Annotated in this window: 17 protein-coding genes; 7 read left to right on the top strand and 10 right to left on the bottom strand. The window is 29.9% G+C overall.

Translation table 11 applies throughout. The features are described 5' to 3' along the window. The first annotated feature begins 42 nt into the window (after positions 1-42). Entirely contained in the window at positions 43-390 is a 348-nt protein-coding gene (locus tag ABXT39_RS04640; protein WP_168606501.1) for a DUF779 domain-containing protein, read from the top strand. Here ABXT39_RS04640 and ABXT39_RS04635 read toward each other — a convergent pair whose 3' ends face one another. Genes ABXT39_RS04635 through moaA form a run of 7 tightly spaced genes read right to left on the bottom strand, consistent with a single transcriptional unit; the run spans position 391 to position 4,601 of the window. Next, positions 391-960 (bottom strand): sulfite oxidase heme-binding subunit YedZ, encoded by a 570-nt coding sequence (locus tag ABXT39_RS04635; protein ID WP_415294554.1) that lies wholly within the window; start codon positions 958-960, stop codon positions 391-393. A 24-nt stretch (positions 961-984) separates the two neighbouring features. Continuing rightward, positions 985-1,890, bottom strand: a complete 906-nt coding sequence (msrP, locus tag ABXT39_RS04630) for a protein-methionine-sulfoxide reductase catalytic subunit MsrP (protein WP_415294552.1) — start codon at positions 1,888-1,890, stop codon at positions 985-987. Continuing rightward, complete coding sequence (locus ABXT39_RS04625; protein ID WP_415294550.1) at positions 1,877-2,329, bottom strand: molybdopterin synthase catalytic subunit; 453 nt, start codon at positions 2,327-2,329, stop codon at positions 1,877-1,879. Before ABXT39_RS04625 ends, msrP begins: the two co-directional genes overlap by 14 nt. After that, complete coding sequence (locus ABXT39_RS04620) at positions 2,329-2,598, bottom strand: molybdopterin biosynthesis protein MoeD (protein ID WP_415294548.1); 270 nt, start codon at positions 2,596-2,598, stop codon at positions 2,329-2,331. The genes ABXT39_RS04625 and ABXT39_RS04620 overlap by 1 nt, the downstream gene beginning before the upstream one ends. Continuing rightward, on the bottom strand, positions 2,595-3,062 hold the full coding sequence (locus tag ABXT39_RS04615; protein WP_415294547.1) for a thioesterase family protein: 468 nt from the start codon (positions 3,060-3,062) through the stop codon (positions 2,595-2,597). Before ABXT39_RS04615 ends, ABXT39_RS04620 begins: the two co-directional genes overlap by 4 nt. 6 nt (positions 3,063-3,068) lie before the next feature. Next, the gene (gene moaC, locus ABXT39_RS04610) at positions 3,069-3,614 is read right to left on the bottom strand and encodes a cyclic pyranopterin monophosphate synthase MoaC (RefSeq protein WP_415294545.1); all 546 of its coding nucleotides are present in this window, start codon (positions 3,612-3,614) and stop codon (positions 3,069-3,071) included. After that, positions 3,615-4,601: a GTP 3',8-cyclase MoaA gene (moaA, locus tag ABXT39_RS04605; RefSeq protein WP_415294544.1), complete on the bottom strand. Its 987-nt coding sequence runs from the start codon at positions 4,599-4,601 to the stop codon at positions 3,615-3,617. A 76-nt stretch (positions 4,602-4,677) separates the two neighbouring features. Here moaA and ABXT39_RS04600 point away from each other — a divergent pair, with 76 nt between their 5' ends. Beyond that, on the top strand, positions 4,678-6,003 hold the full coding sequence (locus ABXT39_RS04600; RefSeq protein WP_415294543.1) for a tetratricopeptide repeat protein: 1,326 nt from the start codon (positions 4,678-4,680) through the stop codon (positions 6,001-6,003). A gap of 11 nt (positions 6,004-6,014) precedes the next feature. After that, positions 6,015-6,848, top strand: coding sequence for a phytanoyl-CoA dioxygenase family protein (locus tag ABXT39_RS04595; protein ID WP_415294542.1), 834 nt, complete (start codon positions 6,015-6,017; stop codon positions 6,846-6,848). Positions 6,849-6,885: 37 nt separating this feature from the next. On the opposite strand, the gene ABXT39_RS04590 is transcribed toward ABXT39_RS04595, so the two are convergent. Continuing rightward, complete coding sequence (locus ABXT39_RS04590; protein WP_415294541.1) at positions 6,886-7,212, bottom strand: GYD domain-containing protein; 327 nt, start codon at positions 7,210-7,212, stop codon at positions 6,886-6,888. Between the two features lie 93 nt (positions 7,213-7,305). On the opposite strand from ABXT39_RS04590, the gene ABXT39_RS04585 reads away from it, so the two are divergent. Beyond that, positions 7,306-8,748, top strand: a complete 1,443-nt coding sequence (locus tag ABXT39_RS04585) for an NAD-dependent succinate-semialdehyde dehydrogenase (RefSeq protein WP_415294539.1) — start codon at positions 7,306-7,308, stop codon at positions 8,746-8,748. On the opposite strand, the gene ABXT39_RS04580 is transcribed toward ABXT39_RS04585, so the two are convergent. Both ABXT39_RS04580 and ABXT39_RS04575 read right to left on the bottom strand, forming a co-directional pair. Continuing rightward, positions 8,749-9,924 (bottom strand): L-rhamnonate dehydratase, encoded by a 1,176-nt coding sequence (locus ABXT39_RS04580; RefSeq protein WP_415294537.1) that lies wholly within the window; start codon positions 9,922-9,924, stop codon positions 8,749-8,751. After that, complete coding sequence (locus ABXT39_RS04575; protein WP_415294535.1) at positions 9,917-10,915, bottom strand: 4-hydroxythreonine-4-phosphate dehydrogenase PdxA; 999 nt, start codon at positions 10,913-10,915, stop codon at positions 9,917-9,919. Before ABXT39_RS04575 ends, ABXT39_RS04580 begins: the two co-directional genes overlap by 8 nt. A 93-nt stretch (positions 10,916-11,008) precedes the next feature. Between ABXT39_RS04575 and ABXT39_RS04570 the strand changes: the two genes are divergently transcribed. Genes ABXT39_RS04570 through ABXT39_RS04560 form a run of 3 tightly spaced genes read left to right on the top strand, consistent with a single transcriptional unit; the run spans position 11,009 to position 14,001 of the window. Then, positions 11,009-11,980, top strand: coding sequence for a Bug family tripartite tricarboxylate transporter substrate binding protein (locus tag ABXT39_RS04570; protein ID WP_415294534.1), 972 nt, complete (start codon positions 11,009-11,011; stop codon positions 11,978-11,980). A 22-nt stretch (positions 11,981-12,002) separates the two neighbouring features. Beyond that, positions 12,003-12,512: a tripartite tricarboxylate transporter TctB family protein gene (locus ABXT39_RS04565; RefSeq protein ID WP_415294532.1), complete on the top strand. Its 510-nt coding sequence runs from the start codon at positions 12,003-12,005 to the stop codon at positions 12,510-12,512. Position 12,513: 1 nt separating this feature from the next. Continuing rightward, positions 12,514-14,001 carry a tripartite tricarboxylate transporter permease gene (locus ABXT39_RS04560; protein WP_415294530.1) on the top strand — a complete coding sequence of 496 codons (1,488 nt, stop codon included), beginning with the start codon at positions 12,514-12,516 and terminating at the stop codon, positions 13,999-14,001.

Genomic DNA, 14,001 nt, shown 5'->3' with positions numbered 1-14,001 from the left:
GTATATTATAGTGGCCTGTATTAAACTACAGGCCATATAACTATGAAAGTTTCAGCAACACCATTAGCGTTAGAATTAATTGAAGATCTAAAGAAAGATCATGGTAAAGAATTACTTTTTCATCAATCTGGTGGATGTTGTGATGGCAGTGCCCCGATGTGTTATCCAGTTAAAGAATTCCTTATAAGTGATGATGATGTTTTGATTGGTAAAATTGGAGGTGTTCCTTTTTATATAAGCGAAACCCAACATGAAGCATGGAAAAATACAGATTTAATTATTGATTGTATTAAAGGCATGGGTGGAATGTTTTCACTTGATAATGGAACTGGCAGAAGATTTTTAACAAGATCAGAGATTTGTGTTCCTGAAAAAAAATTAATTAATTAATTAATTAAATTTCATTTTAACTCTTAGCGTAAGTAAAATTACAATAATAATAAGATAGATTAAGGGTTCAATTGTAACTACTTTGACTAACCATAAGTAGTGAATAATTCCCAATAAAGAAATTATATAAATAAGCTTGTGTAGTTTTCTCCACTTATCTCTTAACAACCTTATCATTCTTTTAGATGAAGTAAGAGCAAGTGGCACTAATAAAAGCCAAGCTAAAAATCCAGCAAATATAAATTTTTTTTTAATAATATCATCACTAATACTAGACCAATCAAAGCGATAATCTATTCCTACATAAGTCATCATATGCGCTGATGCATAAAAAAATACAAACAAGCCAAACATTCTTCTATAGCTAATCCAGAAATTTAATTTAGTAAACTTTTGTAAAGGAGTCATTGCAAGTGTGATTATAATAAAACGAAGTGTCCAATTACCAGTTACATGTGTAATTTCTTTTACAGGTTCTGGACCTAACTGGTTAAAGGTAATTTGATAAAAAATAATTAATATTGGTAGTAAGCAAATAAAGAAAATTAGTATTTTTATATATTTCTGCATATTTTATAAAAAAAATTTAATTACTTAAAAGTTTTTCTTTAAATTCATACCTGAGTATAAATTTGCAACTTCATCCCCGTACCCATTAAACATCTCAGTTTCAATTCTAGGAGATAAAATACCTTCCCCTATGACACGTTCTGTTGCTTGTGACCATCTTGGATGCGAAACGTTTGGATTAACATTTGAGTAAAACCCATATTCTCTTGGGGACGATTTCATCCAAGATGATGTAGGCATTTTTTTAACTAATTTTATTTTAACAATTGCTTTTGCACTTTTAAAACCATATTTCCAAGGAACAAAAATTCTCAAAGGAGCTCCATTTTGATTGGGCAATGTCTTTCCATAAAGGCCAGTAACAACTGTTGTTATAGGATGCATAGCCTCATCAATTCTTAACCCTTCTCTGTAGGGCCAATTTAAAACAGGATATCTTTGACCTTTCATCTGTTCAGGGTCATAAACACTTTCAAATTCAACAAATTTAGCAGTATTTTTGATAGATATTTTGCTAAGTAATTTACTTAGAGAAAATCCCATCCAAGGAATAACCATAGACCAACCCTCAACACACCTAAGTTTATAAATTCTTTCTTCAGAAGGAAACAAAGAAATTATTTCATCAGCTGAAAGTGTAATTGGATTGTCTACTTCACCTTCAATAGTAACACTCCAAGGTTTAGTAACAAATTCTTGTGAATTTTTAAAAGGATGTCCTTTTCCAGTCCCAAACTCATAATAATTGTTGTATGTTGTTATATCCTCATACGATGTTAGCTTATTTTTATTTTGTGAATAAGCATTGTTTAAAAATGGTATACTACTTAAGGATAATGAACCTACACCTAAGCCAATAGATTTAATAAACTTTCTTCTTTTATTGTATATTTGCTCAGGTGTTATTTCTGAATGTTTATATTTCTTCATTTTTAATAGGATTACCTTTTAGCCATTCACTTTGTTCATTTTTATAATGTTCTTTTTTCCATATAGGGGATCTTTTTTTAATTTCTTCAATAATATATCTAGATAATACATAAGTTTCATTTCTATGTTTACAGGCAACTGCAATAATAATACTAGTTTCACCAAGTCCTACATACCCTTTAATATGTTCTATAAATACTGCTTTATCGATAATTTTTAGTTTTACAGTGGTTTCTTTATAAATTTCATCAAAGCTTTTTAATACTAGTTCGTCATGACTATCATAAGTTATTCCAACAACTTCTTTATTTTCATTAATATTTCTAACCGTACCATTAAAAATAATGGATGCACCATATGAGGAAGATTTTATAAATGCTTCTGCTACAGAAGTTTTTATTTTATTTTTTTTGATATCTATTATTTTTGTATGTAGCATCACCCACCACCTATTGGAGGTATAATCCCAATTTTTTGATCTTTTATAATTTTAAAGTCATCATTGATAATATTATTATCTTCTGAGCAAAAAACAGAATTTTTTACAATTTTAATAAAACTTTCATTACCCTTAAAGTTGTTGTCTAAATAATTAATTATTTCTTTCCTAAAATCTTTAATTTCAAGCTGTCCTTTAATATTAAACTCTAAGTGATCTTTGTTACTAAAGTCTCTACTCGCACCAAAAAGTTCAAGTTTAATTTTCATTTTTTAATTTTAGATGAAAATTTTAAATCTTCATTATTAAAATTATCTTTATTTTGATCAATAAAATGATCCATAATTTCTAACTTCTCATTTTCAAATTCTGTAACCTTTCTAGCTTCTAGGTTAATGTATAAGGAAAGCCACTCTATAGAGGCTGAAATTTTTTTTGTTTTTTTTTCAATCATTTCAAGTTTTAAATGAAGTCTTTTTTTATCATGATCAAAAAAGGTAAGCATGATATCCACTTGATCTTCTTGTTTTATTTCACTAATATATTTGGTATTGGTTTCAACTACCATTGTGCTTCTATGTTCAGTTTTAGCTGAGTTAGCACCCATTTTAAATTTTTCAAGCATCACCTCAAGAGCTTGATCAAATATTAAAATATAATAAGCCATATTGAGATGATTATTATAATCAACCCATTCTTTAATTATCTTTTGTGATTTTAGAAAAACAGACACAATAAACTAAAAGATATCTTTTAAAAATTCTGGTAAGCCATCAGGATTAGTCCATAAACCACTTTTTCCACCTTCTTTAATCAGTAGCTTAACATTATCAATTCTAAGATGTGGATTTACAATTTTACTTAGATCGTAAATAGTTATTAGTGCTGTATTAACACCCATAATAGCTTCCATTTCTACACCAGTTTTTGCAACAGCAGACACAACACAAAAAACTTCTAATGAAGCGTCCTCATCATGCATGATAATTTTAGTTGCCGTATGATCTATCGGAAGTGGGTGGCATAGTGGAATCAATTCACTGGTTTTTTTAACACCCAAGATAGCTGATACCTCAGCTAGAGTGATTGGATCACCTTTTGGCATTTCTTTATTTTTAATTAGTTCAAAAACTTCTTTTCCTACATAAATTTTACCAGAAGCTAACGCTCTTCTAAATGTTTCTTTTTTTGACGAAACATCAATCATGTTAAATGAGTTCTTTTTAAAAATTTCCTTAGCCCAATCTTTTAATTTTTCTTGATTAATCACTTTTACGCTTTCCATTTATCCTCCAGTACTTGATAAATTTGGAGTAATTCCAGTATCTCCAAGCTCTAAATAATGTGACTCTTTTTTAAGGTGTAATTGTTTTATGATAAGATTTACAAGTTCATCTTTTTGATTATCATTTTGTAATAAATGTCTAATGCTAATCCCAGTATTACCAAATAAACACAATCTTAAATCACCTCTAGAGGTAATTCTTAATCTGTTACATGTTTGGCAAAAATTTTTAGAGTAAGGAGCAATTAATCCAAATTTACCTTTATAATCAGGATGTATAAAATTTAATGAAGGGCCTGCATCTTTTCCATGTGTTTGAGTTACCCATTTATTTTTTTCTAAATAATCTTTGAATATTTTAGAGGCAACATGGTTTTTCTTAAAGTAATCTAAATTATCACCAGTTTGCATCAACTCTATAAACCTAAAGTCAATTTTGTTATTTTTTATAAAGTTTCCAAATTTTTCAAATTCTTCAGGTGTATCGTTGATATCTTTAAGTAAAACAGCATTAACTTTTATATTTTTAAAATTTAGTGTCTGTAAAATTTTTATGCCTTCTAAAATTTCATAAAGTCTATCATGTCCTGTTAATTTTTTAAAAGTCTCTCTATTCAAACTATCTATACTGATATTTATTCCATCTAAACCAGCCTCATGTAATTGATTTGCAATCTTATTCAATTGATAGCCATTAGTTGTCATTGTTACTTTTGGTATGTTAGAGTTTTGCTTCATATCTTTAAGGATATCAAAAAAATCTTTTCTAACTGTTGGTTCTCCACCAGTTAATCTAATTTTACAAACACCCAATTCAGATAAAGTTTTTGTTAATCTTGATATTTCCTCAAATGACATAAAACTTCTCATATCACCAGGGTTTTTTTTGTAACCTTGTGGCAAGCAGTATGAACATTTATAATTGCACACGTCTGTGATTGATAATCTTATATAAGGAAAAGATCTTCCAAATGTATCTTTAAGCATTTTATTTTATATTCTTTAATATATTAATTATTATAAAGCATGAGTATATACCCAAAAATTTGATATAATAAATTTAATGGCACAAAGTAAATTAGAAAATATTAAGTCATTTATTAGTGAAATTATTCATTTATTTCAGAGTGGATCAACCGAGGAAGCTCTTATTAAATCTGAAAATTTAATAAAAAAAGAAAAAGAAGTACCATTTTTATTAAACCTTAACGGAATTATAAATATTAATCTTAGTAATTGGGACAAAGCAAAAATTTCGCTTAAAAAAGCGATAGACTTAGATAAAAATTATGTAGAGGCATATAATAACCTTGGAATTGTTTACAACAATCTTGGTGAGATAGAAAAAGCAATTAAAAATTTTTCTTTAAGTATAAGAATTAAAAATGATTATGCCAATGGTTACAATAACCTTGGAAGTGCATATGATGATTTAGGGGAAAGTGAAAATGCTATAAATAATTATTCTAAGGCCTTAGAGTTTGATCCAAAGCATGCAGAAGCTCAAAAAAATTTAATTCATATTTTAACATATTATACTCCTGTCAATAAAAATTATAATTCGATTATTGTTGCAAATGAAAATTTAAGAAAAATAGGAAATAATTTTAATTTAAAATTGAATAAAAATAAATTTGATTTAGCTACTTTATTTAAAAGTTCAAATAAAGTTATTCAAGACAATATCAAAGAATTAACATTTTTTGAAACTCAAATATATAGAAGGAACACTATAGATTTAAATTGTAACAGACATCATAAGGCATTTAATAAGTTTAACATAATTCCTAAATTTTGTTTTAGTTGTTTTAAAATTCAAATTGAGCCAAAAAATGTGCTAGACTTATTTAAATTATTTTTGATTTTTGACTCATTAAAACTTCAAAACAACAATACAAGAAAGTGTCTTATAGAATTAAGACCAAATATTTCTGGGACCTATAAAGGGTTAATTTATTGTTCTAGTATGGAAGAGGTTAACAAAATTTTAAAAGATATTACTCCTATTTTAAAAAAAGTAATTGATAATAATCTTAAAATCATAGCTAAAAGGGGGTGTTCAGAATTTGCTGATAAGTACAAGGATTATAAAGAGACAAATAAAGAAGAAACTAATTTTATGAAATACAATAATTTATGGAAAGAAAAAGAAAAAATTATTGATATCAATGAAGCAAAAAATAAGAAAAGAAAAAAAGATTTCAAAAATTCGATTTCAGGTTTGTCACTTAGTGACGTGTTAATAATGAATAACTGGCTGAACTATGCCAAAGAAATAGATGACTCAACATATAAAAATATTAGTGAAGACATGTTTTATTCAGATTATATTTCAAATACAATCTCACCACAGTTAAAAAAACGAAAGAATGAATTTTTAAAACCATAGCAACTTTCTTTATGCACAAAATTTTAAATGAAAACGATATAAAAGAATTTAAAGAAAATGGTGCAGTTCTAATTAGGGGTAAGTTTGATATCTCTTGGATTGAAAAACTTAAAAAAGGAATTAAAAAAGCCAAAGATAGTCCGAGCCCAAGATTTGTAAATCATACTAAAAATAAGAAACTACCTGGATATTATGAGGATTTTTGGACTTGGAATTTACATGAAGAATTTAAAGATTTTGTTTTTAATTCACCAACTTCTAAAATTGCAGCAGAATTGTTAGAGGCTAAAAAAATTAATTTAGTAATGGATAATTGGTTTTTTAGAGAAGCAGGTTCAAAATCATCACCACCTTTTCATCACGATATATCTTATTTTGATTTTGAAGGACGTATGTGTGTATTATGGATACCACTAGAATCTGTTAAAAAAGAAGATGGCATCGCTTGGGTTAAAGGATCTCATTTATGGAATAAATTGTTTTTAAGAACTAGATTTAATGATGGTCACCAAGTTGATGGTGAAGCGGGATTTGTTAATGGAAAAAAATATGAATTAACCCCAAATATATTAGAAAACAAAGATAAATATGAATTCTTACAATGGGATCTAGAAGTTGGTGACTGTATTTATTTTGATATTAGAACATTACATGGAGGATTAAATACTGTTACACCTAAAAAAGATGTCCATAGATACACATTAAGAATGGCAAAAGAAAATTCTAAAATTATTTATAGAGGAGAATGGGCAAGAGAAGAAAGAGCTATCATGGAAGCTAATGGCTATAAAAATGGAGATAATTTAGAAGGTATAATGTTTCCAAACTTATTTGAAGCGAGTTAACTTCCAGCTTATAAAAACTGGAAGTTAACATACATAATTAACCAGCTGGTTTGTAGTCAGCCATAGCTTTAACAGCAAGTTCAGCAGCTTTATTAATGTCCATTTTTTCAAGGATAGTAAAGTTTGTTATTGTTCCAGTTGACTCAACAGCTAATTTAACAGCAGCAGTTGCCTCAAAACCTACATCGCCAGTTATTACTCCAACAAAATCATAAGACCCTCTAACGATATCAAAAGACTCCATTTTACCACCAACAGCTTTTGACAATTGAGTTGCCGCCGCTGCTCTATCTTGAGAGGGATCTTTCATAAAGCCTTGAAATGCTTTTGCTGTATAATTACCCATTACAATATATTTTTTCATTAGTTTCTCCTTTATTAATTTGTATGATTAAAGCATATTTGTTAAAAATTTGTGAAAAATATTTATAAAAATTAACTTAAGGTTTAGCAAATTATGTATGAGAAATTTGGACAATTTATTGATGGCAATTGGTCGCCCTCAGCTAGCAAAGAAACTTATGAAGTTATAAACCCTGCAACAGAAGAAGTTTTAGGCCATGCTTCAAAGGCTACACCTGCTGATGTTGATCGAGCATTAAAGTCTGCTGAAAAAGGATTAAAGGTTTGGAAAAAAATAACACCGTGGGAAAGATCTTATATTCTAAGACGTATAGCAGATAAACTTCGTGAAAAAAAAGATGTTCTAGCTAAATGGATGACTTTAGAAAATGGAAAACCTTTAGCTGAAGGTGTTGGTGAAACAAATGGAGCAGCAGATATTTTTGAATGGAACGCTGAAGAGACAAAGAGAATTTTTGGTCAAACTATCGAAAGTAGATTTGAAGATACAAGAGTACATGTTTATTATCAACCAGTTGGTGTTGTAGCTGCGTTATCACCTTGGAATTTTCCACTTATTTTAGCAGCCAGAAAAATTTCAACAGCACTTGCTGCAGGTTGTTCGGTAATTATTAAACCTGATACAATCACACCTGGTGTAGTGATGGAGTTGGTTGATATTTGTAGAGAATGTGGGGTTCCACCAGGAGCAGTTAATCTTTTATCAGGTGACCCCCCAAGTATAGCTTCTCAATTAATTCAATCAGATATAGTTAAAAAAATTTCGATTACTGGATCTTTAAGAGTTGGAAAGCTGATTTTAAAACAAGCTGCAGATAAAGTTCAAAGAGTAACAATGGAATTAAGTGGCCATTCTCCTTTTATAGTTTTTGATGATGCTAACGTTAAAAAAGCAGCTGATATGGCCATTGCTGCAAAATTTAGAAATAATGGACAAGTTTGTATTTCTCCTAATAGATTTTACATTCATGAAAATAAAAAAGAAGAATTCATAAATTTATTTATAGAAAAAACAAAAAAGTTAAAAATTGGAAATGGAATGGATCCAGATACTCAATTAGGTCCATTAACAACTCAAAAAAGATTAAATGAAATTGAAGAATTAGTTGAAAAAACAAAGCAAGAAGGAGCTAAAGTTTTATTAGGTGGAAAAAGGCCAGCAGGCTTTAATAAAGGTTTTTATTATGAGCCAACAGTTTTTGATGATGTAAAAGATGATTTTACCATTATGAAACAAGAACCATTTGGGCCATTAGTCCCAATGTTGTCATTTAAATCTTTTGATGAAGTTATTGAAAGAGCCAATAATAATGACCTTGGTTTATGTAGTTATGTTTGTACTAATTCTTTGGAAACAGCGCATCTTGCATCTGAAAAATTAGAAACAGGATCTGTAGCAGTTAATACTGGAGTAGTTGCGATTGCAGAAGCACCATTTGGTGGAATAAAGCAGAGTGGATATGGAAGAGAAGGTGGATCAATGGCCATCAAAGATTACCTTAATGTCAAATATACACACATGGGTATCAAAGGTTAATTATTCTATTATTGTAAAATCTGATTTATATTTATCAGTAAGTGTCAGGCCTAATCCAGGTAGGTCATCTATCAAATCTATAAAACCATTTTTTGGAGTGGGATCTCCCTCAAAGATATAATAAAATAACTCATTACCAATTTCTACATCATGTACTGGGAAGTATTCTGAAATAGGACAATTTACATTTGCCATTGTTAAATGATAATTATGCATTTGGCCTGCATGTGGAATAACAGGAACCTGATATGCTTCAGCTAACGCATTAATTTTTTGAGCAGCAGTTATGCCACCAACTCTATTAGTGTCGTATTGGATATAACTTATTGCTTTTAAATCTAATAATTGTTTAAAACCAAATAAGCTAAACTCATGCTCGCCACCAGAAATAGGTATCATGTTCATATTATTAAGTTCAGCATATCCGTGAATATCATCAGCTATCACAGGCTCTTCTAACCATCTTGGATTAAACTTCATTAATTTAGGCATCATTCTTTTAGAATAGTCTAAATTCCATCCCATATAACATTCAAGCATTAGATCTGCATCTTCTCCAATAACTTCTCTTACAGCTTCAACTAATTGAATATTATTTTTCATTCCCTCTGGACCATCTTGTGGTCCCCAGCCAAATCTCATTTTATACATATTGAAACCTTGGCTCTTATAAAGTTCAGCTTCTTTTTGAAGTTCATTTATTGGCTGGCTGTAAAGTTTAGATGCATAAACAGGAATTTTCTCTTTTGTTCTTCCACCCAATAATTTGAAGACAGGTTTTTTTGTTATCTTTCCAATAATATCCCAAATAGCAATATCAATTGCTGAAATCGCTGTCATACCAACGCCTTTTCTTCCCCATGCCAAAGTTCTTCTGTACATCTTTTCCCAAATATAGGCATAGTCAAAAGGATCTTCACCAATAACCAATGGTTTTAAATATACATCAATAGTTTTTTTTGTAACTTGAGGCGCCAAAGCTGCGTTACCAATTCCGATAACCCCATCATCCGTTTCAATTTCACACACCAACCATTCATGAAATCTAAAAGAACCCATTGCATCTGATTTTTCATAAAGTACATCAGATGCATTCGTACAAAAATTTTTTTGAGGAGGAACAGTTTTACCTTTCCATTGATAAACAGTAGTTTTAATATTTTTAATTTTAGTCATTAGAGTTATTTTCAGCCATTGTTAGTGCAATTTTAAAAGAATTTAAAGTAGGTTCTAAATTAGCCACATTTTTTCCAGCAATATCAAAGGCAGTTCCATGTGCTGGAGTTGTTATTGGAACTGGCAAACCACCTTGAACAGTAACACCCCTATCAAAGCCAAATGCCTTTAAGCCTGATTGTAGTGCATCGTGATACATACCAACAATACAATCATGGTTTTTATTTTTAAAAGCAGTAATAAAAGATGTATCACAGGGTAGTGGACCTTCTGCATTAATGCCCAAACTTTTAGCTAACTCAATAGCTGGAATAATTTCATCTTTTTCTTCAGTTCCAAATTCTGCATGTGGGTTAAGAGCCTGAACAGCAACTCTAGGATTTTTTATACCATTACGTTTCATTGCTTCATTAATTAATTTAATGGGTTTAATAATTTTTTCTTTTTTTATATGTGAAGGAACTTCGCTAATGGGTATGTGAGAAGTAACTCGAGCAGTCCAAAAATTATCCACAACATTGAACTCACAAAAAAAGTTTTTTACTTCTAGTTTTTCAGCCATTAAATGAAGTTCATCAGAAAATTTATTTCCTCCAAGCTTTAAACTTGTTTTATTAAAAGGACCAAAGTTAATTGCATCAATTTTATTTTCTTTTGCTAAATCTAATGCTAAATTTAGAGCTTCCAAAACACTCTCACCCGATTCTTTTGAGCATTCAGATAATTTATAGTTATGATTTTTACCATTAGAAATATCTAGAAAAAATTTATCTCCCCTTTCAAAGTTAATTTGATCAAAACTTTCTACAACTTTTAAATTATTTGATTTTCCTGAAATTTTATTTCCTTCTTCAAGAATATTTTTTTCACCTATAACAACAATATTTACTTTATTAGTAATTTCTTCTGACAATAGTTTACTGACTAATTCGGGCCCTATACCTGATGGATCACCTAGAAGTAAAGCAATTTTTTTTTTATGAAGTATCATTATTTATTGTACTTGAATATCTTTTACAGTAGTTTTTAAGTTAATTAATATTTATATTATAGATATTATATAAAAACAAACGAGAGGGAAATAATGAAAAAAACATTTAAAGCTTTTTTAGTTACTGCTTTTGTAGTAGCTGAATTTTTTGTGATTGCATTGCCTTTAATAACTACGTCTGCAAAAGCAGATGGTGCTATTCAAGCAATTACTCATGCAGGTTTTGGTGGTGGTACAGATGTTACTACTAGAATGATGCTTTTAAGAGCAAGAAGAGTTCTTAAGCAAGATATGCAATTAGTTAACAAAAAAGGTGGCGGTGGAGCTGTATCTATGGATTACATGATGAGCTTACCTGCTGATGGTCAACATACTTTAACTTGGACTACTGGTCATGCTGTTTCTATGGCGCTAGGTAAAACAAAAGTTAAATTAAGTGATATGCAACCTTTAGCAAGAGGAACTGATGATCCTCAATTATTTGTTGTAAACTGTAAAGCTGACATTAAAGACGCTAAAAAATTTATTAGTGTTCAAAAATCAAAATCACTTAAATATGGAACAACTCATACAGGTGGAATTGACGATGTGAGTGCAATTGCTTTTACAAAAAAAGGTGGATTAAAAGATCCTACTATCGTTGCATACAAAGGTGTTGCGCCAATTAAAACAAACTTAATCAAAGGAGATATTGATGTGGGTGTTTTAAATTTAGGTGAAGCATTAACAGAGATTAACGAAGGAACATTGTGTGTTTCTGTAGTTCTTGCAAACGAAAGAATGGCTAAAATTGGAGATTCTCCAACAGCTAAAGAATTGGGAATACCAGTTTCTTTATCTACTGTTAGAGGATTTGTAACCAAAAAAGGCGCTCCTGCTGCAAGAGTTAAAGAGCTTGAAGCTGGTATGATGAAAGCTATGGGACATAACTACTACAAAAATTTCTTAACTGAAATTGGTCTTGATGACACTAGTGTAGTTGGTGCTGATGAGTGGGGTAAGCAAATGGAAGAAATGCTTAAAGAAATGACTGCTCAGTTAAAAGCTTTGGGTTACCTTAAGTAATTAAAAACGGTACATTTTTTATATGAATAATGTACTAAAGAAAAAAAGGGCAAACAAAAGTAGTTTGCCCTTTTTTTTTAAAAGTTCTTTTAAAGTATCTTTTACAATAATATTAATTTCATTAATTTTATTAATAACAACATTCTCATTTGATGCAGTTCCACCAATTTTAAATAGAGGTATTCAGCCTGCTACATTTCCTAAAGCATTATTAGTCTTAATAATCTTTTTAACTTCAGTTGTTTTTTATTTATCAATTAAAACACCCTGGAAAAAAGAGAGTAAATTACCCAAGTCATTTTTTGTAACACTGATAGCTTTTGTTTTATTTTTAGTCATTGCAAAAACATTAGATTTTTTCTTAGCTATTTCAGTTTTTTCAGCTTTAGTTTCTTATTATTGGGGAGAAAAAAGAATATTCTATCTTTTAACAGTAAGCATTTTATTTCCAATAATTGTATTTATATTTTTTGAAACATTTTTAGGTTTAAGATTTCCCCCAGGAATAATCACTAATATCTATTATAATTAATATGGAAAATTTATCTTATATGTTAGCTCCTCTATTTAGTTCTAAGCTATTAATAGTTTTATTTTTTGGAACTTTATTTGGATTAATTTTGGGTGTGTTACCGGGACTGGGTCCGACAACTGGTGGCGCATTAATTTTACCTTTTACAATGACACTCGATCCACTTTCAGCAATTGTACTTTTGACAGCAATTTATTGTGCCGGAACATATGGTGGGGCAATTACTGCAATATTGATTAATACACCTGGAACACCAGCCGCCGCCGCGACATGTCTTGATGGATATCCACTTGCGCAAAAAGGAGAAGCTGGAAGAGCATTAGGTATGGCAACCGTTTCTAGCACAATAGGTGGAATTTTTAGTGTTATAATACTAGTCTTTTTTGCACCTTTATTAGCAAAACTTGCTTATGAATTTGGTCAACCAGAGTATTTTGCTTTAGCAATATTTGGCTTAACCATGCTTGCATCAATTGGGGAAGGTAGCCCAGTTAAAAATTTGATTGCAGCAGCATTTGGTATTTTGATTTCAACAGTTGGAAAAGATTTCATGACCTCAATAGACAGATTTACTTACGGTATAAATGAATTATCAGAAGGAATAGGTTTTATTCCTGTAGTGGTTGGATTATTTGCAATTAGTGAAATGTTAACCCAATCAACAATGCTAGACCAAGTATTTAAAAGAGTTGCATTAAAAGCAGTAAAATTACCTTCTTTAAAAGATTACAAGCTAACATGGAAAACAATTCTCAGATCTTCAGGTATAGGTTCATTCATTGGTGTATTACCAGCTGAGGGAGGAACAGTTGCTTCTTTAATTGGATATTCAGAAGCTAAGCGTTGGTCAAAAAATCCAGAAGAATTTGGCAAAGGATCTATAGAAGGAATTGCTGGAGCAGAGGCTGCAAATAATGCTGCAACAGGAGGAGCGATGGTACCAACATTAGCATTAGGAATTCCTGGAAGTGCAACTACTGCTGTAATTTTAACTGGTTTAATAATTCATGGAGTGAGACCAGGGCCAGATTTATTCAGAGAACAACCAGAATTTTTATATGGAATTTTTGGATCAATGTTGATTGCAAATATATTGTTTTTTATTTTTGGCTTTTTTGGAGCTAAACTTTTTGCAAGAATTACTTTGGTGCCTAATAAGATTTTGTGGCCAATGATTTTTGCACTTTCAGTTTGTGGGACTTATTCTTTAAGTCAATCTATTACGGATGTTTGGATAATGTTATTTTTTGGTGTTATAGGTTTTTTTATGAGAAGATACGGTTTTTCTGTAGTTCCTGTAATTATAGGATTAATTTTAGGTGAGTTAGTAGAGGGAACATTAAGACAATCATTAGTAATATTTGATGGTAACTGGTTAATGTTTTTAACAAGACCAATAGCATTAACATTTTTTATTTTAGCAATAATAGCTTTACTTTTTCCACTATTTAAGAAAAAAACTAAAATAATTAAATTAAAAAAACATTAA

Origin of the sequence: Candidatus Pelagibacter sp. Uisw_113 (genome assembly GCF_047717815.1) — a bacterium.
Taxonomy (GTDB): domain Bacteria; phylum Pseudomonadota; class Alphaproteobacteria; order Pelagibacterales; family Pelagibacteraceae; genus Pelagibacter.
Note: the sequence above shows the minus strand (reverse complement) of the source record. Positions and strands in the feature narration are given on the sequence as shown.

What these genes read in the sequence shown, in the direction of transcription:
- msrP (WP_415294552.1), bottom strand. Translation starts at nt 1,890, where the DNA reads ATGAAGAAATATAAACATTCAGAAATAACACCTGAGCAAATATACAAT.
- ABXT39_RS04570 (WP_415294534.1), top strand. Translation starts at nt 11,009, where the DNA reads ATGAAAAAAACATTTAAAGCTTTTTTAGTTACTGCTTTTGTAGTAGCT.
- ABXT39_RS04585 (WP_415294539.1), top strand. Translation starts at nt 7,306, where the DNA reads ATGTATGAGAAATTTGGACAATTTATTGATGGCAATTGGTCGCCCTCA.
- ABXT39_RS04595 (WP_415294542.1), top strand. Translation starts at nt 6,015, where the DNA reads ATGCACAAAATTTTAAATGAAAACGATATAAAAGAATTTAAAGAAAAT.
- ABXT39_RS04625 (WP_415294550.1), bottom strand. Translation starts at nt 2,329, where the DNA reads ATGCTACATACAAAAATAATAGATATCAAAAAAAATAAAATAAAAACT.
- ABXT39_RS04640 (WP_168606501.1), top strand. Translation starts at nt 43, where the DNA reads ATGAAAGTTTCAGCAACACCATTAGCGTTAGAATTAATTGAAGATCTA.
- ABXT39_RS04575 (WP_415294535.1), bottom strand. Translation starts at nt 10,915, where the DNA reads ATGATACTTCATAAAAAAAAAATTGCTTTACTTCTAGGTGATCCATCA.
- ABXT39_RS04580 (WP_415294537.1), bottom strand. Translation starts at nt 9,924, where the DNA reads ATGACTAAAATTAAAAATATTAAAACTACTGTTTATCAATGGAAAGGT.
- moaC (WP_415294545.1), bottom strand. Translation starts at nt 3,614, where the DNA reads ATGGAAAGCGTAAAAGTGATTAATCAAGAAAAATTAAAAGATTGGGCT.
- ABXT39_RS04635 (WP_415294554.1), bottom strand. Translation starts at nt 960, where the DNA reads ATGCAGAAATATATAAAAATACTAATTTTCTTTATTTGCTTACTACCA.
- ABXT39_RS04565 (WP_415294532.1), top strand. Translation starts at nt 12,003, where the DNA reads ATGAATAATGTACTAAAGAAAAAAAGGGCAAACAAAAGTAGTTTGCCC.
- ABXT39_RS04600 (WP_415294543.1), top strand. Translation starts at nt 4,678, where the DNA reads ATGGCACAAAGTAAATTAGAAAATATTAAGTCATTTATTAGTGAAATT.
- ABXT39_RS04590 (WP_415294541.1), bottom strand. Translation starts at nt 7,212, where the DNA reads ATGAAAAAATATATTGTAATGGGTAATTATACAGCAAAAGCATTTCAA.
- ABXT39_RS04560 (WP_415294530.1), top strand. Translation starts at nt 12,514, where the DNA reads ATGGAAAATTTATCTTATATGTTAGCTCCTCTATTTAGTTCTAAGCTA.
- moaA (WP_415294544.1), bottom strand. Translation starts at nt 4,601, where the DNA reads ATGCTTAAAGATACATTTGGAAGATCTTTTCCTTATATAAGATTATCA.
- ABXT39_RS04620 (WP_415294548.1), bottom strand. Translation starts at nt 2,598, where the DNA reads ATGAAAATTAAACTTGAACTTTTTGGTGCGAGTAGAGACTTTAGTAAC.